Here is a 23,668-nt window from a genome sequence, read left to right on the forward strand (position 1 = left end):
CGGTTAGCATGTGGTCCGTGGAGCGGTCCCCCGTCATTATCGTGTGCCTGCTGTTCGTGCTGCTGTCCGCCTGTAAGCCGAAGGAGTGGACTTCCCCGTCCCGAACCACGCCGAATGTCCTCGCGGCCACACCCATCTGGGTGAATGTGCTCGTCACGTCGCGAACGAACAATTTCCAGGCTCCCGAAAATTTCGTGTTTGAGCAACGTTTCGCCACGCTCTCGGGTCACATCTCTACCTACACCGAGAAGGATCTTCTCTTCACTCTCACGCCGAGGGGCAATGGGGATCACACGATCAGCATCGCCGCGACCCTCCGCGAAAATACCGCCCCGGTAACCGATATCCCTGAAATCACGGTGGTGGATGGACGGGAGACCGTGCATCAAGTCGGTCGATATCGGTTCACCTTCCTCGCCACCACGGACCCGAGGTTTTTTCCCATCATCGAACCTGAAACGCCTGATTACTCCCGAATCGATGGGAACTATTCGGAGCCCCCGCCCCGACGCGGCGTCACCAGCCTGCTTCTTCACCGAGGCCGTGTGACCGTAAAGGGCGGGTGGGCAGACCGAGGTCGTTACACCATTCACGATGAAAGCGTGCTCCTTAGCTTTGGAGGGGCGAATCTCAACCTGACCCATGTGGTGGTTGACGATGTTCACGTCCTCCTGGATAAGGAGTCAGATTTCGGAAGATACTTCGTCCGCATTCCCAAGGAATTGGAAGGAGATCAGGACTGGTGGGAGAAACTGCTCAAAGCTCACCCGCAATTCGCCAAGGCGTTGCCACATAGTAGAGCTGGTTTCCCCGATCGAAGCCCGACACCCCCGACATTCGTCCCCTAGAGGCCGTTAGGCATTTTCGATTTCCGAAGCACTCGGCAACTCGAGACTGTCGTCCGGCAAGCGGAAGGCCGTCCAGCGATGGACGCTCTCGCACGACGCATGCGCCGCAACAGCACAACGCGGAAAATCCTGGTGCTAAGCTCACCCGCAATTCGTCAACGAACTCCCACACTGACCCTGATGTGTTCACAAATCCGAGGAACCGAGATCGAGCATCCGCGGCGAACTTGTTGAAAATAATTCGTTAAATCGGCCGGCTATCGGCAGTGATGTAGTGACGGCTCATCACCTTACCATGGAACCGGCCAAAAACATGCTTGCATCGCGCGATCCGCATGAGGATTTCCTCCGGTTGTTCACGCACCATGAACCGGGACTGCGGGCATTTGTGCATGCCTGTCTGCCTCGGGCAGCGGATGTCGATGAAGTGATGCAGGAGATCAGCCTGGTGGCGTGGCGAAAGTTTTCCACGCTCACGGAGGCGGCACAGTTTCCGCGCTGGGCTTGTTTGATCGCACGGTATGAGATCCTGACGTTTCGCCGCGCCCATGCGCGCGATCGACTGGTGCTGGATGAAGATATCATGGAGAAACTCGCGGAAGAGGGCGCGGAGGAAATGCCGGTCCGACATGCGCAGCTTGCCGCGCTGGACGATTGCGTCGCGAAGCTGCCGCGCGACCGGGGCGAACTGGTGCTCGCAGCGTATGCGCCGGAACACTCGATAAAGTCCCTCGCGGGGCGGATGGGCCGCACGGAAGCATCGCTGTACCAACTGCTCGCCCGCATCCGCCAGGAGCTGTTACGGTGCGTTGAACGCACACTTGCGCAGGAGGCGCAGACGCCATGACCCGGGACGAACTCGATCTGCTCCATGGCTACCTCGATGGCACGCTTGCCGAGGACGACTTCAGGCAATTGCAGAAGCTGCTGCGGGGAAACTTCGAAGCGCGGCGAATGCTGCGCGATCTCTCCACCGTGAATGCGAAGCTGCAGGAACTCGCGGCGATTAATCCCGTAACGCTGAAGCTTCTCTCTCCGCCTCACCCTGGCGGCGTGCGGCGTTCCCATTGGCTCGAGTGGGGGGCACCGCGCCGGTGGGCGGCTGCGGCCCTGGTGCTGCTAGCCGGCATCGGAATCTGGTTCGCGACCCGTCCGACAGAGCGTTCGACGGCGGTGGAAGTCGAGATCGTGCAACCTGGCAATGCCGGCCTCGCATCGCCCAATGTGGCTTTGCAGGAGCATACGAAAGTGAAGGTCCACTCCTTGGATGTGCGCAGTGGCGAGGTGCATCTGCGTCTGCCGTCCGACGTGAACCTGGTAATGTCCGGTCCGGCGGAACTTCGCTTTGTGAATGCGATGCACGCCCGTGTTTTGCACGGCAAGGTGACGGTGGATGTGGGCGAGCATGGCAAAGGATTCGTCCTCGATACCCCGGTGACGCGGATCGTGGACCTGGGCACCCGGTTCGGAGTCGAGGCGAAGCCCGATGGACTTACGGATGTCATGGTCCTCAAAGGCCGGGTCGAGTTGTTCAACCCCCGAAAACCGCAGCACGCTGCCGCGCTGGAGGAGGGTGAAGCGGTGCGGGTGGACGCGGCCCAGTCTCTCGCGCGCATCGTCAATATCACAGGCAGCCTGAAACCTGGCGAGTGGTCCACGCACCTGCCGCCGGCAGACTGCAACATTGTCTCGGTGAGTGACGACTTCGGTGCGAGCGAGGGCTACCATTTCTATCGCACCGTGCCGCATGGATTGCGTCCCGGGGCCATGGTTTATACCAATCGCCGATACATCTGGGCCGCAGCCGGCGGGCAGGAATTTCCCGCATCGTTACTGAACGCCGACGTCGTGCAGACGTTTTTCGGTGATCTCAAGCTGCCGTCCTACGCGATCGAGATCGTGGTAGCGCGGCCGGTGGAGTTGTTTGTACTGATGCCGCGGCGAGGCATTCCCCAGCCGTGGCTAACCGAGAATTTCACTCGCACTGGCGAGGAACTTTTTCTGGACGAACTCAATCCGGCGTCGCCTCCGCATGTATCCTTTGAGGTGTGGAAGCGCACCGTGCCGCAGGCCGGCAAGATCACGCTTGGCCCGGCCAACCGCACAGCCGACGGCAGGCCGTGCGGCATGTACGGCCTCGCCGCGAAGGCGTTGTGAACCTGAATTTCATGAAATCCCTCCATCGTCTCATCCGATCGTCGGCGCTCGCGCTGCTGACATGTTGTTCGCTCGCGACCTTCGCTCAGACCACTGAACCGCCACTCGCGCGGTCCGCACAAAGCGGACGGTGGTCCGACCCCACGACTTGGGAGGAGGAAAAGGTGCCGCAAGCCGGTGCGAAGGTGCAGATTCGGGGCGGGCACCGAGTCGTCTACGATGTGGATTCCAGGCAGGCCATGCGCACGGTTTTTGTGGCCGGAACCCTGACCTTTGCGAGTGATCGCGACACTTGCCTCGAAGTTGGTTTGCTCAAAATTCAACCAGGAAACAACACGACTGAAGATGGCTTTGACTGCGACGCGCACCTTCCGGAGGTGGACCCGTCGCAGCCAAAGCCGGCCCTGGAAGTCGGCACCGCAGAACATCCAATCGATGCCAACCACACAGCGTTGATCCGCCTGGTGTATTTCGAGGGCATGGACAAGGAGTCCTGCCCCGCGATCGTGGATTGCGGGGGGCGGATGGAGTTTCATGGTGCGGAGTTGAATCACACCTGGGTGAAGCTCGGGGCGCCCGCGAAGGTGGGCGATACGGTCATCACGCTGGCGGAATCCGTCACCGGCTGGCGCGTTGGCGATCGCGTTTTTCTCACCGCGACGACGCGGCAGAGCAAGGAATACAAAACATTCCGCCCGACGGTGCGCGATAACACCCAGACCGAGGAACGCCTCGTCCGCGCAGTGAACGGGACGACGCTCACGCTCGATCAACCGCTCGCATTCGAGCACATCGCCGACGGCGCGTATCGCGGCGAGGTGGCGAATCTCAGCCGCAACGTCATCGTCGAATCCGCCGATCCGGCAAAGGCGCGCGGGCACACGATGTATCATCGCGGCTCGGCGGGCGCGATCAGCTACACGGAGTTTCGGCACCTCGGAAAGGAAGGCGTGCTCGGGCGTTACAGCATTCATTTTCACCTCTGCCGCGACACCATGCGGGGCGCGTCGGTCATCGGCGCGAGCATCTGGGACAGCGGCAATCGTTGGATCACGATTCACGGCACGGACTATCTCATTGTGCGCGATTGCGTCGGCTATCAGAGCATCGGGCACGGGTTCTTTTTGGAAGACGGCACGGAGGTTTTCAATGTGCTCGATCACAACCTGGCAGTGCAGGCCTGCGCCGGGAAACCTCTTCCGAAACAAGTCCTGCCCTTCGATCACAATGATGGCGCGGGGTTTTGGTGGGCGAACAGCGAGAACACCTTCACGCGCAACGTCGCTGCCGAGTGCGACGAATACGGCTACCGTTTCCAAGCCCCACCCACAGCGGATTTCAATCTCACGCTCAATGTCCCGCAGCCGGACGGCACGCGTCGCGCGACCGACATCCGCACGCTGCCCTTCGTGCGCTTCGAGGATAATGAAGCGCACTGCCAGCGCCGCCATTCCCTCAATCTCGGCGGTTTCAGTGCGGACTTGAAGGGTGATGTGGCTGGCGTCGGGCCTGATGGGCGGCACCCCTTTGTCATTCACAATTTCAAGGCTTGGGACGTTCACTGGCCGCTCCATTTGCGTTCGCCCTCGGTGATGCTGGACGGGCTCGACGTGCATCACGCGGAGTACGTCATGTGGAGAGCGAACTATGTTCGACATGCTTACCGTCGCGTGACGCTCGACGACATTTCGCGCAACCCAGACCTGGAACCGACTGGCAAGCAGCCCGTCGCCGCAGACTATCCCGGTGAGTTGCAGCCGGTGGACGATCTCCCGCCGCAGACCGTCATCACCAGCGTCTCGCAAACGGATCGTGGCTGGCTCGTGCGCGGCACCACCAGCGACAATGGCGTGGTCAAGCGTGTGCTGGTCAACGGGGGCGAGGCGCGGGCATTGCGGGAAAATTTCGCCGAGTGGGAAACGCTCCTGCCGGCGACGACGGCGCGCACGGAACTGAAAGCGTTCGCCGAGGACGCCGCGGGAAACATCGAACAGCGTCCCCACATCCTCAGCATTCCCTCCGCGACGGTTCATCCATGAACATGCACACACGCCTTTCCCGTCGCTCCTCCAATCGACCTATGAACACGATGACAAAGCTGCTCTCGATCGCCCTTGTTTGCGTCCACGCCATCCACGCGGAAACACCCGCGGGAAGCGGCAAGTATCCCCAGTGGGACGGCAAAGAATCCATCGCCGAATATGCCCAGCGAACCCATCTCGAACCGACGCTCACGCTGGATCTCGGCGGCGTGAAATGGGAGGGCGTGCTCATTCCTGCGGGCACTTTCGTTATGGGAAGCCCCGCAGGCGAGGCGAAGACGGAGAAGGAATCGAACCTCGAGAAGCGGCACCAGGTTACGATCACCAAGCCGTTTTACATCGGCAGATTCGAACTGACGCAGGGGCAATATCAAAAGGTGATGGGCGAAAATCCGAGCGGCAACAAAGGCGATGATCTCCCGGTGCACAACGTCGCCTGGCAAAACGCCCAGGACTTCTGCGACAAGCTCAGCAAGCAAGCCGGGCGGGATGTGCAACTCCCGACCGAAGCGCAGTGGGAGTATGCCTGCCGTGCCGGAACCAAGACGGCATATTACACCGGAGGCACCCTCGCTGATTTGGATAAAGCAGCCTGGTACGGCGCGAACTCGGGTGGCAAACCACATCCCGGTGGACAGAAGTCAGCAAATGCCTGGGGTGTATTCGATATGCTCGGCAACATTCGCGAGTTCACGCGGGACTATTTCGTCGAAGCACCCCTCGGAGATGGAACCGACCCCATCGGACCGAAGGATGGGGACCCGAAAAATCATGTCGTGCGTGGTGGCGCTTACACCGCGAATGCGGCGATCGCGCTGAACTGCCGGGCGGCCACGCGAAGGCCGACTGAGTCATTGGCGATGACTGGCTTCCGCGTGATCGTGGCCTTGCCAGAAGGCAGGTGAGGCCCGCCTTCCGCCGAGATCTTCCGGCAAGCTCTTTCAACATCACCCCCCAAAAAGTTCCCCCTATGACTCAAGCCATCACTTCCTTCCCCTCCGTCGCAACCCGGCATTTGCCACGAAACGGCATTCAGAAATGCCACTGGCTTTTCCTGCTGGTGGCATTGCTGGTCATCCACGGCACGCGGCTTTGGGCAGCGCCGCTCATTTTCAATTCGACGGAGAGCGCAACTCCCGGAGATCTGATTTACCTTCAGGGAGACAATTTCACGACCGGCGCGCAAGTCTGGGTGCACCTGGTGCTGCCGACCGACACCTCCCTCGTGCCCGATGTGCAACTCACGCCGCTCCTGACCAACACCAACCAGGAGATCACGGTGCGGCTGACCAAGGCGCTGCCTTTGGGACTTTACGCCGTGTGGGTGAAGGATCCGAGCTCCAATCTGAGCACGCCGGTCTTCATCAACCGCGCGCGGGCGATGAGCTTTGAGTTTGCCGAGGTGCCACCTGGCTACACCTTCCGGATCTTCGGGCGCAACCTGGTCTTGCCGAGGTCCTCACCGACTGTGACTTTCGTGAGTGGGACTAATTCTTATCCGGCGACGGTAGTTACGACTTATCCCAACGATCCGTACGTCCTCCAGGTCACCGCTCCCGCCACGCTGCCAACAAGCGGGACCTTCACCGTCAAGGTCAGCAACGGTTACGGACACAACGCCAGCCTGGCCAATCCTTTCGACGTGACGCCGAGCGAACAAACGATCGCGGCCCGCAGCGGAGGGACCGATGTCTTCAACCTCGGCGTGCCTTGGGGACCCGACTTCGCGAATATCGCCGCCGACGTCATCAACGTCGTGACCAGCACCAATCCCCACACCGGTCTCGCCTATGGCGCGGACCCGACAGGTGCGGCAAATTCAATCAACGCCATCCAACAGGCGATCTACGATGCCGGCAATCCCGCCCTCCACCCAAATGGAGCTACCGTCTACCTTCCCGCCGGCACATTCCTGATCAACCACAGCGGAGAAGCAATGACCTTTATCGGCAGCGCGGGCGTCACGATTAACCAACCGGCTTATGTCGAAATCCAACTCCCGGGCCATGTGGTGGTCAAGGGCGCGGGCGTGACCAGTACCACGATCAACGATGCGACCAGCGGTATGCCTTACCCGAACCGGGCAATGAACTACATACCGAATTCGAGCCTGCAGGGATTGCTCGATTTTACTTACAACCAAACGGCATCGGTGACCTCCACCACCCCACCGCCTATCTTCGTCTTAGTCGCCTCGGAGGTGTTTTGCAGCAATGTAAATTTCAATTTCGGCTTTAGCGCGCCTCCCAACGCTCAATGCGGTTCGTTCAGCATGGGACAGGGTGGCTGCCACAACCTACTTGCGCAAAACATCAACATGGATCATGGGCTCTTTGCAGTGGACGCCACGGTCGGCCTGGCCACCTATGCCGTCGTGCGCAATAACACGCTCACCCATCATGGCCCCTATTACCGCGAGCGGATTCTCATCTCCGGAATACAAAATATTCTCTTTGAGAACAATCACTGCACTCGCGACGGCTTGTGGCCCGGAACTGGGACTTCTTGCTATGAGCAAGGGGGTGTCGAGACAGGTCATCCGCCTTGCGCTACGGTGCTGAACAACACCTTCGACGCCGTCAATACCCCACTGTCATACAACAATGACGGCGAGACGGTCCTCACCCAGGACCTCCCGCCGAACGGCGCCGACCTCGGAACGGCGAGCGCCGCGACTTCCACCACGCTGACGGACGCCACCAAGGCGTGGCCGGTGAATTATTTCATCGGGCAGACCGTGCGGATCACCAGCGGCACCGGGTCCGGGGAATCCGGGACGGTGACCGCCAACACGGCGACGACGCTGACTGTCGGCACGGCCTGGACGACAATACCGAATACCACGAGCAAATACTCCCTGGCGGTTACCCCCTACGATTTCGGCACGGTCAGCAGCGCCACCTCCACTACCTTGACGGGCTCCAGTTCCAGCGGCGTCGGAACCTACTGGCCAGTCAGTGGCACCGGTCTGGCCGGCCAGGTCGTGGCTATCGTCAACGGCCCCGGTACCGGACAATGGCGCACCATCGCGAGCAATACTGCCAATACGCTTACCGTTACCACCCCTTGGGCCGAAATACCGACTAGCAGTAGCACCTACTCGGTCGGTGGTTACTGGGCGGATCGATTATTGGTGAAAGGCAACATTTTCCGCGACCAGCCGCGCGGGATTTCCATCTATACGGGAAGCCACGACTGCGCGGTGGTGGACAATATCCTCGAGAATACGGGCAACACGATTTACATCCGTTCCGACCAGCGGAATACGCTGGCCTCGGGCTGGTACGGGCGCATGAACCTGAGTTGGAGTGATGTAGTCGCCGATAACGCGGTTCTCGATACCACGGGGACCTGGGCTTCCACCGTCTCGGCGTCCCTCTATCAAACCACCGGGAGCGCGCTGGCGGGCTCACTCGTACTCGGCGTCGAATTCCGCCGGAACGTGCTCCTTTCGGACTTTGCCAATCAAACGGACTCGGCCATCGGGATGAAAGAGGGTTACAATACTTGGGGTCTCGATTCGAATCAGACTTTTACCGAAAGGAATATCCCCGGCCTCCTCGGCACAATTTTTGACGCCAACGAATCAGTGAATACCGCGACGACCAACACCAACTCTCCCGCCTATCTCAATACCGATACTTACTACACAGCCTTCCAGAACCAGCTTAACCTCGGCACCTTCACCCTCACGCCCCTCCCTTATTCCAACGCCACGCTGCCCGGAGCAAGCCATGCCTCGGTGGGCACGACGTGGAACGTGGACCCCATTGTCCTGCAGGCGGGTTTCAAGGGCTCGACCGGAAGCACCGGTGGCGCGACCGACATGTTCGATACGGGAGCGATGGGCACGCTCACGGCAGGCACCGGAACGTGTAGCATCGCCATCGTTTCCAACGCGCCGCTTACGAGCACCAGCGGCGCCTATCTGGAATGCAACCGCGGCACGAGCGGAAATCCTGGTCACGTCAACGTGACGCCCACCACCACCGGGACATCGTGGGGGCGCATCTTCGATTTCCGCACCGGACAATGGCTGGTGAACGGAGGTTACGACTTCTTTGTGCGGCCGCATGCGACGCCTAGCTCGGGGTTCATGCGTCCTCTCGACATCAGCAATAACGACTCTGCCCACGGATTGCGCCTGACCTTTGCCGCCGTCACCGCCTCGGAGTTGCGTGCGGAGATCATCACCGGAACGGGCGGCGGTGGCGTCACCCTCTACGGGAACTACCCAGGAGGATTTATCGCCGGGCAGATCTATCATATCGGCGTCACTTTCTCGACCAATCCCGCGACCGGCGTCACTACCGAGAAAATCTTCGCGGTCGCGGGCACCGGCGCGATCGATACTTCCACGACAACCAACCAACTTGGCACCACGACCTTCACCCTGAATCCGGCCGTGCTCGACGATACCGGCGGGTTTTTGAGCGGCGGCCTATGGTCATTCGGCGATGCTCCGGATCTCACCAACTCCGTGACCAACGACTACGACAGCTTCCGCCTCTGGTGGACCGACCCGGGAATCTTTCCGGCGCTGTAAACATAGGGGCCTTCCTCTCGTTGACAGCGGGCTTCTCGCCTGCGACTCGCAGCTCGTTGTTCCTGAAGCTCGCCGTTATGACAGCTCACCAGTGTCGTGCGGCGCAAATCATTAAACATACGCCGCCCTCGGGGAGGCGGGTTTTCCAACGAGACAAATGTTGTAATACCTGCGCCGAAATACACTAGTTACTTTCATGCGCTACCACTGCATCGTTATCGCCGCCGCATGTCTTCTGGCCTACCCGACGTCGGGCCACGCCGAGCCGCCCGCCCGGATCTTCTTCGACACCGATATGGAGACCCGATTGCGACGATGCCGGGGCCATGGCGGTACTCCATGCCCCTCGCCGATCGGGGGGAGTGCGAGATCCTCGCAACGGTAGTGAGTGTGCGCGATCCGAATTCCGCCGCCACCGTCGATGCGATCAATACCTACTATGGCCGTCCGAATCTGCCGCTCGGCATGGTGAAAGGCGCGGGCGTGCTGGAGAAATCGCGCTACGTCAGCCACATCGCGGCGGATTTTCCGAATCATGTGAAATCCGCGGAGGATGTTCCCGATGCCACCCATATCTATCGCGCGGTGCTCGAGAAGCAGCCCGATCATTCGGTGACGATCGTCACCGTGGGCTATCTCACGAATCTCAAGAATTTGCTCGAGTTGCCGGAAAAGCACGGTCACGTCAGCGGTCTCGATCTGGTTAAAGCCAAGGTCGCGAAATGGGTTTGCATGGGCGGCAATTTCATCGGTATGCCGCCGAAGGATGATCTGAAGCTGGGCAACGTGAACTTTCAGCGGGACGCTGCCTCGGCGTTCGATGTCATTCATCATTGGCCGGGAGCAGTCGTGTTTGTCGGTCGCGAGATTGGCTCGGTACCGAGCGGACTCACGGCCGGTGCGTGCCTGGCGCAGACGCCTGCTGACAATCCAGTGCGCATGGCTTACTTCCACTATTTTGGCGGGCAGAAAAACCGGCACGTCGCGGATATCGTCACCACGCTCTACGCCGTGCGCGGACTGCGCGACTATTGGGACATGAGCACGTCCGGCACCATGGACCTGCACGAAAATATGACCTTCGAGTGGCAGCCCAAAGCCGATGCTTCTCAATCGTATCTTCTCAAAAAGCTCCCCGACGGGCACCCCAACGACCGCTACATCGAATCGGTCCTCAACGAGTTGCTTACCCAACCACCGCAACACCGCGCGCCGTAGGCTGCATCGACCATGGCTAAATAAATAGCCGCCCCCCGCGCGTCATTCTTGAGCGGAGTGCCCGTTGGTGAGGTGGCAGGCACGGAGTCGAAAGTCTGCAATCCGCGCTCCCATGTGTCGCCTTTCCTCTTTCCTCTTCCTTCTCTTTTCCCTATTTTTCGGCCTCTCCTCTCCCCCGCTCGCCTCCCCCGTTCTCCGTCCACCCTCTGCCCCATTCCCAACCATGAACCAGTCCGATCGTCCATCCGCGTCCCAATTCGACCAGGAACTGCTCGACCTCTACGACGACTATGCCCATAGCCGTATCGGTCGACGGGACTTCTTCGAGCGCGCTTCCAAGTTCGCCGTCGGCGGCATCACCGCAGCTGCGCTGCTCGAAATGCTGAGCCCGAATTACGCGTGGGCCACGCAAATCGCGAAGGACGATTCACGGCTCAAAACCGAGATGGACGAATACGATTCGCCGAAGGGCGCCGGGAAGATGAAGGGCTATCTCGCCAAACCGGCGAAGCTCGAAGGCAAGCGCCCCGGAGTGATCGTGGTGCATGAAAACCGGGGACTGAATCCATATATCGAGGACGTCGTCCGGCGCGTGGCGGTCGAGGGGTACATCGCCTTCGGCCCCGATGCGTTGACGCCGCTCGGCGGCTATCCGGGCGATGATGAAAAGGGCAAGGAGTTACAGGCCAAACGCAAGCCCGAGGAAATCACCGAGGACTTCATCGCCGCCGCGGAATGGCTCGCCAAGAACCCGGATTGCAACGGCAAGATCGGCGTGGTCGGCTTCTGCTTCGGCGGTGGGATGGCCAATACCCTGGCCGTGCGTCTGCCCGATCTCGTCGTCGCCGCCGTCCCCTTCTACGGCCGCCAACCAGCAGCCGACGACGTGCCGAAGATCAAGGCCCAACTGTGCATTCATTACGCGGGTCTCGACACGCGCATCGACGAAGGCTGGCCCGCCTACGAAGCCGCGCTCAAGAAAGCCGGGGTGAAGTACGAAGAGTACCTGTATCCGAACGTCAACCACGGCTTCCACAACGACACCACCCCGCGCTACGACGAAGCCGCAGCCAAGCTCGCCTGGTCGCGCACGGTGGCGTTTTTCAAAAAGACGCTGGGGTAACCTTCAGAACTGCGCGAGGAAGCGCTGGTCGTTCTGCGTGAAGTAGCGGATATCGGGCGTGCCGGACATGATCATCGCCAGGCGGTCGAGGCCGAAGCCGAAGGCGAAGCCGGTGTATTTTTCCGGGTCGTAGGCGGTGTCGCCGCGCTTGCTGTTGATCGACTCGAACACGGCCGGATCGACCATGCCACAGCCGGCGATCTCCAGCCATTTGTCGGCCGCGCCGAGCGCGGTGGCTTTGATATCCACCTCGAAGCTCGGCTCGGTGAACGGGAAGAAATGCGGGCGGAAGCGGAACTGCGCATCGCTGCCGAAGAGCTCGCGGAAAAAGAACTCCAGCGTGCCCTTGAGATCGGCCACGCTTACGCCTTCGGCCACATAGAGGCCTTCCATCTGGTTGAACTGCGCGAGGTGCGTGGCGTCCACTTCGTCGCGGCGATAGGCGGCGCCGGGCGCGATGATGCGGATGGGCGGCGCGCTGCTTTCCATGGTGCGAATCTGGATGGTGCTGGTGTGCGTGCGCAGCAGGCGGCCATCCGGCATGTAGAAAGTATCCTGCTCGTTGCGCGCCGGGTGGTCCTTGGGCGTATTCAGCGCGTCGAAACAATGCCACTCGGTCTCGATGTCCGGCCCATCCGCCAGTGCGAAACCCATGCGGCGGAAAATCTGGATGGCCCGATCCTGAAGCTGCGTGATGGGGTGCAATGAACCGAGGCGCGACGCGGTCCCGGGCAGCGTCACGTCCACGCCGGCAAAAGCGGCGGCATCGGCACTGGCCAGCAGCGCGGCCTTCCGCTCGTCGAGCGCCGCGGTCACGGCCGTGCGCACGTCATTCAGGAGTTTGCCAATGCGCGGCTTGTCCTCCTTGGAAACATCCTTCATGCCCTTGCTCACGACGGTGAGGGCACCCGCCTGGCCAAGATACTTGATGCGCGCCTGCTCCACGGCGGTTTCATCCGCCGCGCCGGCGATGGCGGCGAGAGCTTCAGTGCGGAGTTGTTCGAGTTGCTGGTCCATTATCGGGGATTGGAGATGGGAGATGGGAGATGGGAAATCTAGAAAAGCGGGAAGGAGAGAATGCAGAGTGCCGGGCGAGGTGCAAGTCTGCGTCGAATCCACGGAGGAAAAGACCACCACTTACGGCGGGGCGCCCGCCAAATGCGCTGCCGGATTTGGCCCGGTAAGTCCAGCGCCATAGCATCGCCTAAGAATTCGCACGGGGCGTTGAATTTCGAATTGCGCATTTTACGTAAAATTGCTGCAGTTCCGCGATGTTTTCCCGCGGATTCTTGAGAGCGTGGCTGCCCCTCGGCGTGGCGCTATTGGTATTGGGTCTCGTCCTCAGCGGCATTTTTTGGCCCCGCCGAGACAGTGGAAACAGTAACGACCGCTCCCCGGATAGAGCCGACGCCAGCCCGCCGTCACGGCCGGAATTCACCAATGTCGCTGACGCCATACCGCCCACGCCTCGAGGGACAGACGCCCCATCCGCTTCTCCCGCCTCCATAAAGTCAGCACCTGCAGCGCAGAGCCTTCCGTCACCCACGCCAGGCCGCCTACCCTATTTTTCCCGTCAGAAAGCGACCGCCGCGGAGCCTGGACCTGCACGCACCGAGGCGTTGGCCTTCATGCGCAGCCGATTGCCGCAGGCCGACGTTCAGTTTGACCCCATCACCGGCGCCCCCAGTTCCATTGTCAGTGTGGGAGGATTCCTCACTTCCCCGGCTGCGCCCGGCGGCGATGGCTTTGCCAGCCTCCATCAATTCGTTAATGAAAATGCGGCCCTCTTTGGCCACGATGCCACGGCGCTGACGGCCAGCAAGGTGACTCGCGATGACGTGACGGCGCGCAACGGTATGCGGACAGTCGTTTGGCAGCAGCAAGTCGACGGAATCCCGCTCTACAACACGGTTTTCAAAGCCAACCTCACGCAGGATGGCGCGATTATCGCGGCCGGCAGTTCCTTCATGTCAGATGCGGCAGCCGCCACACAAATGACGGCTGAGCAGCGTGCGGCTTTGGTGGCTCAACCGCCAATCGATGCGCCCGCCGCCGTGTCGCGAGCCGCGGCGAACATCGGTGTTCCAATTGCGCCGCAGCAAACGGGTTCGGCTCCACTACCCACTGGCGCAGAGAAAAAGCAAAGCCTTGCCGCGCCCGGTTTATCGGATGTAGTGGCCAAGCTTTCCTGGCTACCGATGGATACGGCAACAGCGCGGTTGAGTTGGGACGTAACACTCATGAGCACGGCGGGGAAGGAAATGTACCAGGTGCTGGTGGACGCTCAGACGGGCGAGGTGCTGCTGCGCCGGTCGCTGACTGCCGACATCAGTAATGCCAGCTATCGAGTCTACGCTGACTCCACTTCGCTGCAGCCGTTCGATAGCCCCACGCCGATGTCGCCCGGCTTGAGCACGCCCGGCAGCGCGCAGCCCGCTGCTGCCACCCGCAACCTGATTACCACCCCGGCACTGGACAACACCGCGTCCCCCAACGGTTGGATCGACGATGGCGGCACCGCCACCTACGGCAACAACGTCGACGCACACCTGGACACCGGAAATACCAATCCGACCTACGGGACCGGGACACACGCCACCTCAGCCACGCGCAATTTCGATTTTACCCTCGATCTCACCCAGGATCCGACCACTTACCAGAACGCGATCCTTACGTCGCTCTTTTACGCCTGCAATTACTATCACGACAAACTCTACGAACTCGGCTTCACCGAAAGCGCAGGCAACTTTCAGCAAAACAATTTCGGCAAGGGTGGGCTCGGCAATGACGCGGTGCTGGCGGATGCCCAGGACGGCAGCGGCACAAACAACGCTAACTTCTCCACTCCCGCAGATGGTTCGCCCGGGCGCATGCAGATGTATATTTTCACGGGACCGAGCCCGCATCGCGACGGGGACCTGGATATGGAGGTGGTTTTCCACGAGCATACGCACGGGCTCAGCAACCGATTGGTCGGCGGCGGTGTTGGTATCAGCCAGCTGCAGACCGAAGGCATGGGCGAAGGCTGGTCGGATTTCTATGCCCTCTGCCTGCTCAGCCAGCCTGCAGACGATGTGAATGGCACCTACGCCGCCGGCGCGTATGCATCCTACCAACTCAGCGGACTGACCCAGAATTATTATTACGGCATCCGGCGGTATCCATACTGCACGGACATGACCAAGAATCCGTTGACGTTGAAGGACATCGATCCCACCAAGGCCAGCGCGCACACGGGAATTCCGTGCAGCCCGATTTTCAGCCCACCGAACGTCAACTCATCGGAAGTGCATAACCAGGGCGAGGTCTGGTGCGTGACCCTTTGGGATGTGCGTGCTGGATTGATCAACAAGCTGGGCGCCGCTGCCGGCAACCAGATGGTCCTGCAATTGGTGACCGATGGGATGAAGCTCTCGCCGGCGAATCCGACCTTCCTGCAAGCACGCGATGCCATTATTCAGGCGGATCTGGTGGACAATGGCGGAGCCAACAAAAACGTGCTCTGGACCGCATTTGCCAAGCGCGGCATGGGCGGGAGCGCAACCGTGCCTGCGAGTTCGACCACCACCGGCGTAACCGAGGCTTTTGACATTCCGGATAGCCTCAGCATATCGCCCGCAAGTTCCTTCACTTCCGTCGGTCCCAATGGCGGGCCGTTCGCTCCCGGGTCCCAGATCTATACGCTGACCAATTCTTCCAGCGGCGCCATCACTTGGAACGCCAGCAAAACACAATCATGGCTCACCCTTTCCATCGCGGGTGGCACACTCGCCAGCGGAGCCTCGGTGCAAGTGGTCGCCACGATCAACGCAACGGCAAATGGCCTGGCAGACGGCACCTACAGTGACACGATCAGTTTTACCGACGTGACCACGAGTGCGGTGCAAACACGCGGCGTCACCCTGCGAACCGGCCAGCGGGATTATTTTACCGAGCTTTTCTCCTCCGGCAATGACACCAGAAATCAGAGCTGGCTCTTCACGCCCAATGGGTCGAATAACTTTTACTCAGTGGCGCGCACGGCGGCGACCAGCTTTCCAACCGACCCGACCGGCGGGACGTCGCTGCCCATGAGCGACGACACGTTTGTGCAGGTAACTCCCGCCGGCGGTGTCAGTGTGAAACTCTACGGGACGAGTTACACCACGTTTTACGTCGGCAGTAATGGATACGTGACCTTCGGGTCGGGCGACTCCAGTTATACCGAATCACTCGCCTCGCATTTCAACCGGCCACGCATCTCCGCGCTGTTCGATGATCTCCTACCTTCCACCGGACAGGTGACTTGGAAACAGACGAGCGACCGCATTTCCGTCACATGGCAGAACGTGTCGGAAATCTCGCCCTCGGATTCCAACAGCTTCCAGATCGAAATGTTCTTCGATGGCCGCATCCAGATTACTTGCCTCGGGATAGCCGCCCAAGATGGTTTGATTGGACTTTCGCAAGGTCTGGGCACCCCCTCAGATTATTTGGCCAGCGACTTCAGCACTTACTCTACAGCGCAACTGGGGCTGACTCTTCCGGTCTCCGCCACTGAAGGCGATGGTGTCCTCGTCGGACAGGGAGCGGTGAGCTTGTCGCCAGCCCAGACTTCAGCCGTCAACGTATCGCTATCCTCAAGCAACACCGGAAAAGTGACGGTGCCCGCCACAGTCACAGTACCGGCAGGGCAGACGAGTGCGACCTTCAATGTCACTATCGTGGATAATGCCGTGCTCGATGGAACTCAAACGGCCACGATCACCGCCACAGCGCCGACCTTCGCCTCGGCGGCGAGAACGATTGCCGTCCAGGACAACGAAACTGCAACCCTCACGATCACCGCTCCCACCTCGGTCTCGGAAAGTGCGGGCAGCGTGCAAGGGGCGGTTAGCGTGGCCGTCGCCCCTGCGAATGACATCGCCGTGTCGCTGACTTCGACTGACACGACGGCAATCCAGGTTCCTACCATTGCGACAATTCCGGCTGGCCAGCTCTCCGCAAATTTCACGATCACCGTCCTGGACGACAACAAGATCAACGGCACCCATTCCGCGACCATCACGGCTCACGTGGCAAATTGGACGGATGGGAATGCAACCATCGCGGTGCAGGACAATGAGAGCACGAATCTTGCGCTGACCCTGCCGGTTTCTGTCGTGGAGGGGGGCACGGGCACGGGCACAGTCTCCATTTCTGGCACGCTGCCCACAGCGCTGTCGGTGTCACTCTCCTCCAACACCACATCGCGTCTGACGGTTCCCGCCGGCGTCACGATTCCAGCGGGTTCGACTTCCGCCACGTTCGCATTAACAGCACCGGACAACTCGTTGACGGATGGATCGGCCACTGTGACGATCACCGCCGGCGCATCCGGCTTCACCAACGGCAACAGCACGACCAATGTGCTCGACGATGACGCTCATCACTTCGTGATTAGCGCCATCGGCGCGTCGCAGGTTCGCGGCGGAGCCATCAGCGTCACCATTACAGCGAAGGATGTGAATGACGTCACCGTGCCCACCTACACCGGCACCGTCGCCCTCTCGGCCGCGGGAACCGGGGGGGCAGACGCGATCACCCCCACAACGACGACCGGATTCACGGCGGGCGTTTGGACGGGCAACGTGTCGGTGAACAGCTTCGATAGCAATGTGGTGCTGACCGCGAACGATGGCGCAGGACACACGGGGAGCAGCAACGCATTCAATGTGGGCATAGGAGCTTTGCATCACTTTGCCTGGAACACAGTCGCCAGTCCGCAACTGGTCAACACACCCTTCAGCGCAACGATCACGGCGAGGGACGCGGCGAATAACATCGTGACCAGCTTCAACGGAAACGCGGGCCTCGGTGGAGTGACGTCCGGAGGCACCAACAGCACCATTCAGGTGCTCACGTTTACCGGCTACGCCGATACGACTGCCACCGGCGAGTATAACCACACCAAACAAGCCATCTCGACCTATTTCCAAAACTACGTGGAAACAGCGACCACGACCACAGATCCCGCGACTCTGGCAACACAGCTGGCGGGGAAACAGGTGTTCCTCGTCGTGGAGCAGGAAAATGCAACCACGACCCAGCTCTCCAACCTGGCTACGAGCTGGGCGTCCACCATCTCCAATTTCGTCAACCAGGGAGGCATCGTCATCGTCTGCTCCTGGCAATTGAACGAACATGAGATCCTGACCAGTGCCGGATTGCTCAACGCGACCAAGGGCACCATGCTTTCTTCCGCGTCTCTGACGAAAGCCAGTAGCACCGTTCTCAACGCGGGCGTCTCGACCCCATTTACCGGGAGCTACATTTCTTACTACACGAGCACGAATGGCATCGTCGATCTGCAAGACGCGAGCTCGGGCGCGCCCGCAGTGCTGCACCGCGACGTGGGAGCAGGCCATGTGGTGCTCATCGGCACAGACTATTACACGATCGGCACCGGCATGGATCACATCGTCTCCAATGCCGTGGGGTGGGCACAAAGCTCACTGCCCGCTTCGGTCAATATCAATCCGACCCAGGCTTCCGCGTTTGTGTCGGGAACGTGGACCGGGAATGTGACGGTACAACAAGCGGCCAGCCAGATGAAACTGCGGGCCGACGATGGATCCGGGCATACCGGAGACAGCAATCCCTTCGATGTCGTAGGAATGCTGGCGATTTCCATCCCGCCGACAGCCACAGAAGGCGACGCCCCGGTGACGGGAAGGGTTTCGGTTTCGGCCACAGCGGCGAGCAATCTCGTGGTGAGCCTTTCCAGCAGCGATACGACTGCGGCGCAGGTGCCGGCAACCGTTACCATTCCCGCTGGCCAGACCACCGTCACTTTCCCGCTCACCATCGTCGATGATCACAAGATCAACGGCACGCATGCGGCGACCATCACCGCGCATATCGCCGGATGGAGCGATGTCAGTGGAACAATCAATATCGCGGATAACGAGAATACGAACCTGGCCATCTCGCTTCCTACTACGGTGGCAGAAGGCGCGACGGGCACAGGCACGGTTTCCATCTCCGGCACACTACCTGCCGCACTGACGGTCTCCCTGACGTCCGATACCACATCGCGCCTGACCGTCCCGGCTAATATTACGATTCCGGCGGGCTCGACCACGGCGACTTTCGCGCTGACCGCGCCGGACAACTCCCAGCCCGACGGGGACGCCAACGTGACAATCACGGCTGGAGCATCCGGATTCAGTGGGGGCAGCGCGATCACCAAGGTGCTGGATAACGAAGTGGATCATTTTTCCTTCGCCACGATCGCATCGCCGCAAACGAAGAATAGCGGCTTCAGCATCACTATCACCGCGCGCAATGCGTCCAACGCAGTCGTCACCGGATTTACCGGCACCGTGGCTCTGACGGCAAACGGCAGCTCGAGCGTCACACCCGCGGCGTCAGGCGCCTTCGTGAACGGAATTTGGACGGGGACGATCAACATGTCGAGCATCGCCTCGGGGGTGATCGTCACCGCGACGGGCCCCGGCGGCGCCACCGGACAGAGCAACGCCTTCGACGTGATCGGCAACGATTATGACTATCCGGCGAATTGGCCCACCTTTGGCAATGGTCCCGCCCACACGGGATACCAGCCAATCTCCGGCAACACTTTTCCCTATCACGCGGGCTGGACGGTGACTTACCCGACGAGCACTGGGGGATTAAACCAGGTCGCTATCAGTCGGGGAAAGGCTTTCGTTACGCCCTACACCTATTTCGGCGATTCCTATGTCAGCGCCCTGGACGCCTCGACAGGAAGTGAAATCTGGCGTTATCCGTTCGTCCCATCCTACTCGGTAAATCCACCGACGGCGAATGCCGGCAAAGTCTATGTTGAAAAGGGGAATAGCACAGTTTCTTATGGCGACTCGAAGCTATGGTGTTTCGGGGATGCAAATGGGACCCCGCTGTGGTCGAGCGCTATCACAGCCCAATGGGAGCGTTACTTTGCGCCCACTGTGGTGGGTGACGGTGTGTGGGTGGACGGTGGAACTTATGGCGGACTTTACGGATTCAACACCGCCGACGGTAGCCAGCGATTCTTTAACTCAACCATTGGGCAATATGACCAATGGACGCCTGCTTATTACAATGGTACGATTTACACATGGGTGGGTGGAAGCTTCCGGGCTCATGACCCGGTAACAGGGTCGATCCTATGGTCTTTGAGTTTGGACCTCGGTACGGCCGGCTCTCCAGTGATTGATCAAGGCCGAGCCTATGTCATCGGGAGTGCGAAATTCTACGCCGTTGACCTCGCCGCGCACACCTCCCCCTGGAGCGTGCCGGGCACGTTCAATGGATCGCCAGCCGCCGCCAACGGGATTGTGTATGCCATCAGTTCGGGCGCCGTGATCGCCTATGACGGACAGACCGGCGCTTCCGTCGGAACCTACGTTACGGGCGGAAGCAGCCTGATCGGCCAGCCAATCGTCACGAATGACTCGCTGATCGTGACCTCCTCGAGTGCCACTTACATTTTCAATCTACAAACGCATGCGTTGACCCAGACCATCGGCAACGGCGGTCTGGCCAGCCTGGCAAATGGCATCCTCTACCTCGCCGGAAGCGATGGCATTTTGCGAACGTTTTACCCCGACAATATGGTGGCGCTCGCTTTGGCGATTCCCGCCTCGGCGACAGAGGGGGCCGGCACGCTTACGGGCACCGTCGCGCTATCGCGTACCCTTGCGACCGACACCATTCTCACCGTGTTCAGCAGCGATCCGGCTCGGGTCTCGGTTCCCGCAACGGTGACCATCCCTGCCGGCCAGCTTTCAGCTACCTTCAATCTCACCATTCTGGACGACGCATTGCTGAACGGCTCCGAAAACGTCGTAATTTCGGCAAGCAGTTCGGGCGGCCAGGTCCTCGGCAAGTATGCCACGATCACGGTGAACGATAACGAAACAGCGACGCTCGCCGTGACAGCTCCTGCATCCGTCAGCGAAACGGCAGGAACCGCTACGGGGACCGTCACACTCAGTGCGGTACCGGCGGCAAACATTACGGTGGCGCTTTCCTCCAGCGATACCACGGCGCTCCAAGTTCCAGCCACGGTCACCATCCCGGCTGGTCAGACTTCGGTGAACTTCACGATGACCATCGTGAACGACACGAAAATCAATGGCACGCACCCCGCTACGATTACGGCGCACGTGAACAACTGGAATGACGGCTCGGCGACCGTTAACATTCTGGACGATGAGAATACAAATCTCGTCCTTTCCATCGGCAGCCAGGTTACCGAAGGCGGGAGTACCTATGGCTATGTTTATCTTTCCGGGACGCTGACCACCGCCCTGACGGTTTCACTGTCTTCCAGCAACCCCTCGCGCCTGACGGTTCCCGCCACGGTGACGATTTCCGCCGGTTCGACCTCGGGCTATTTTACGATGACCGCGCCGGATAACTCGGCCACCGATGGCGATGCGGTTGTCACCGTCACGGCCAGCGCGACCGGTTTTACGAACGGCACCGGCACAACCACCGTCCTGGACAACGACCTCGATCATTTCACGTTCTCCACAGTCGCGGCTTCCCAAGTACGCGGCGCGCCTTTCAGTGTGACCATTACTGCGCAAACGATCAGTGGAAGGACGGCGACCGCCTACTCCGGCACCGCGGCTTTCGCCGCCAGCGGAACTGGTGGTGCGGATTCCATTACTCCCACCACAACCGGCAACTTCGCCGCCGGGGTGTGGACGGGAAACGTGACCGTCAATACATTCGACAGCAATGTCGTGCTCACCGCCAATGATGGAGCGGGCCATAGTGGATCGAGCAACGCTTTCACCGTGGGTGTCGGCGCCGTGCACCACTTTGCCTGGAACACGCAACCCGCTTCGCGCTCGGTAAACATTCCCTTCAACGCCACGATCACGGCGCAGGATGCAGGGAACAACACGGTGACCAGTTTCGCCGGCACGACCGCCCTTTCCCTGGTAGGCACCCCAGCGGAAGTACGCACGATCGGAAGCGGCACGGGGCAGTATGTGCTTCCGCTCACTGGAAATTTCCTGCAAAGCCGCGACGAGATCATCTATCTGCAGTCGGAACTGGGCGCAGCCGGCACGATCAATTCACTCGCGCTCAGCGTATCGACGCCGCCTGGCCTCATGGCTAACTTTACGATTCGGATGAAGCATACCGGACTCTCTACACTCCCTTCAACTGGGGCGTCCTGGGATGGAACGGGCTGGACAACGGTTTATCAAGGCAGCCCGACTATTTCGTCCGCGGGTTGGTACACTTTCGTATTCACGACGCCTTTCGCCTACGACGGTGTCAGCAATCTGTTGATTGATTTCAGTCACAATGCGACAACCACCGCGGGTTTTGGGGTTTGCAATGCCACCACCAGCACACGGAATGGCTACTGGTACCAAGGTTCGGGCAATCCCGATCCGCTCACCTGGTCGGGAACGACTCCGGCGCCGAGTTCGACCACTGGAGTGCCGAACGTCCAACTCGGGATTGGAGGGTCTTCCGGTGCGACCGCAGTCTCCCCCAGTACGACCGGAAGCTTTGTAAATGGAGTTTGGACGGGCAATATCAGCATCCCACAAACCGCCGTTCATACGGTGCTTCGTGCGAATGATGGGTCGGGACACACCGGCGACAGCAATGCTTTTGACGTGCTGGGCAGTCCGCCTGGTAGCACCACTTTGGCAGCGTCTGCCATAACCGCCACGAGTGTAACGTTGAACGGAAGCGTCAACGCTAACGGCACCTTATCGACGGTCTCGTTTGACTACGGCCCGACCGCCGCGTACGGCGCCACGATCACGGGCACGCCTGCGAGCGCCAGCGGCTTGAGCGCAACTCCCGTGACCGCATCTATGACCGGATTGACGCCGGGCACCACTTACCATTTCCGGGTGAAAGGCTTGAATAGCTATGGCACGACCAATGGCAACGACCTCACGTTTACCACGTTGAGCAGCAACGCCACTCTATCCAACCTCAGCCCGAGTAGTGGGACGCTCAGCCCAGCGTTCTCCAGCAGCACTACGAGTTACACCGCGAGCGTATCCAACTCCACGCTGCAGATCAGCCTGACTCCCACAGTGGGCGACGTCGCGTCGACGGTGAAGGTCAATGGCACAACCGTAGCTTCTGGCAGCCCGAGTAATCCCATCTCGTTGACCATTGGGAACAACACCATCACCACACTCGTCACCGCGCAGGACGGACTCACGACGAAGACCTACTCCGTCGCCGTAACTCGCCGGACACCTTATCAGGATTGGGCCACCAATCTTGGCCTCAGCGGTGCCGCCCTGGATCCCATGGGTGACTTCAACAATAGCGGCTTGAAAAACCTCCAAAAATGGGCTTTTGCGACGTCCACTGGTTCCAACGCGGTCGTTGGCCCGATCCAGGTCAGCAACGGCACACTCGTCGCGCATGGGGTCCCGACACTCTACAGCCCGGATGGCGTGCATTACTTTGCGCTATTTGGCCGACGCAAGGATGCAGCGACCGTAGGACTGACCTACGTTGCCGCTTTCAGCAACGGTCTGTCCACCTGGAGCAATAGCGCTGACATTCCCACCGTTATCGCCCAGGATAGCGAGATCGAAGCGGTCACTGTCCCCTTCCCTCCAGCCGGGCAGCCACAGAGTTTTTTCCGGGTCAACGTAACCGGCCAATAAGCGGCCACTCAGTTTCCGCTCCTCCAAAAGACCGGAATATTCACGTGCGGAAACTCTCTACGTAATCAGCTCGAGTCTTTTGCTGG

10 protein-coding genes are annotated in these 23,668 nt (G+C 60.2%); 9 read left to right on the plus strand and 1 reads right to left on the minus strand.

Translation table 11 applies throughout. The annotated features are described in order from the left end of the window. Positions 1–41: 41 nt before the first annotated feature. The 8 genes from CFE428DRAFT_RS21425 (at position 42) to CFE428DRAFT_RS21465 (ending at position 11,934) form a co-directional block, all read left to right on the plus strand. Positions 42–848: a hypothetical protein gene (locus CFE428DRAFT_RS21425; RefSeq protein ID WP_162145299.1), complete on the plus strand. Its 807-nt coding sequence runs from the start codon at positions 42–44 to the stop codon at positions 846–848. A 295-nt stretch (positions 849–1,143) separates the two neighbouring features. Then, entirely contained in the window at positions 1,144–1,695 is a 552-nt protein-coding gene (locus tag CFE428DRAFT_RS21430) for a sigma-70 family RNA polymerase sigma factor (protein ID WP_006981746.1), read from the plus strand. Next, positions 1,692–3,005, plus strand: a complete 1,314-nt coding sequence (locus CFE428DRAFT_RS21435; protein ID WP_006981747.1) for a FecR family protein — start codon at positions 1,692–1,694, stop codon at positions 3,003–3,005. The genes CFE428DRAFT_RS21430 and CFE428DRAFT_RS21435 overlap by 4 nt, the downstream gene beginning before the upstream one ends. An 11-nt stretch (positions 3,006–3,016) precedes the next feature. Further along, on the plus strand, positions 3,017–5,044 hold the full coding sequence (locus CFE428DRAFT_RS21440) for a G8 domain-containing protein (protein WP_006981748.1): 2,028 nt from the start codon (positions 3,017–3,019) through the stop codon (positions 5,042–5,044). Between the two features lie 41 nt (positions 5,045–5,085). Next, on the plus strand, positions 5,086–5,952 hold the full coding sequence (locus tag CFE428DRAFT_RS21445) for a formylglycine-generating enzyme family protein (protein WP_006981749.1): 867 nt from the start codon (positions 5,086–5,088) through the stop codon (positions 5,950–5,952). Positions 5,953–6,017: 65 nt separating this feature from the next. After that, on the plus strand, positions 6,018–9,593 hold the full coding sequence (locus CFE428DRAFT_RS21450) for a glycosyl hydrolase family 28-related protein (protein ID WP_006981750.1): 3,576 nt from the start codon (positions 6,018–6,020) through the stop codon (positions 9,591–9,593). A 339-nt stretch (positions 9,594–9,932) separates the two neighbouring features. Beyond that, positions 9,933–10,811, plus strand: coding sequence for a nucleoside hydrolase (locus tag CFE428DRAFT_RS34155; RefSeq protein WP_006981751.1), 879 nt, complete (start codon positions 9,933–9,935; stop codon positions 10,809–10,811). A 223-nt stretch (positions 10,812–11,034) separates the two neighbouring features. Continuing rightward, the gene (locus tag CFE428DRAFT_RS21465) at positions 11,035–11,934 is read left to right on the plus strand and encodes a dienelactone hydrolase family protein (protein WP_006981752.1); all 900 of its coding nucleotides are present in this window, start codon (positions 11,035–11,037) and stop codon (positions 11,932–11,934) included. A gap of 3 nt (positions 11,935–11,937) precedes the next feature. On the opposite strand, the gene pheS is transcribed toward CFE428DRAFT_RS21465, so the two are convergent. Further along, positions 11,938–12,951 (minus strand): phenylalanine--tRNA ligase subunit alpha, encoded by a 1,014-nt coding sequence (gene pheS / locus CFE428DRAFT_RS21470; protein WP_006981753.1) that lies wholly within the window; start codon positions 12,949–12,951, stop codon positions 11,938–11,940. Positions 12,952–13,562: 611 nt separating this feature from the next. Here pheS and CFE428DRAFT_RS21475 point away from each other — a divergent pair. After that, complete coding sequence (locus CFE428DRAFT_RS21475; RefSeq protein ID WP_006981754.1) at positions 13,563–23,582, plus strand: M36 family metallopeptidase; 10,020 nt, start codon at positions 13,563–13,565, stop codon at positions 23,580–23,582. Positions 23,583–23,668 lie beyond the last annotated feature (86 nt).

This window comes from Chthoniobacter flavus Ellin428, from assembly GCF_000173075.1.
Classification (GTDB): Bacteria; Verrucomicrobiota; Verrucomicrobiia; order Chthoniobacterales; family Chthoniobacteraceae; genus Chthoniobacter; species Chthoniobacter flavus.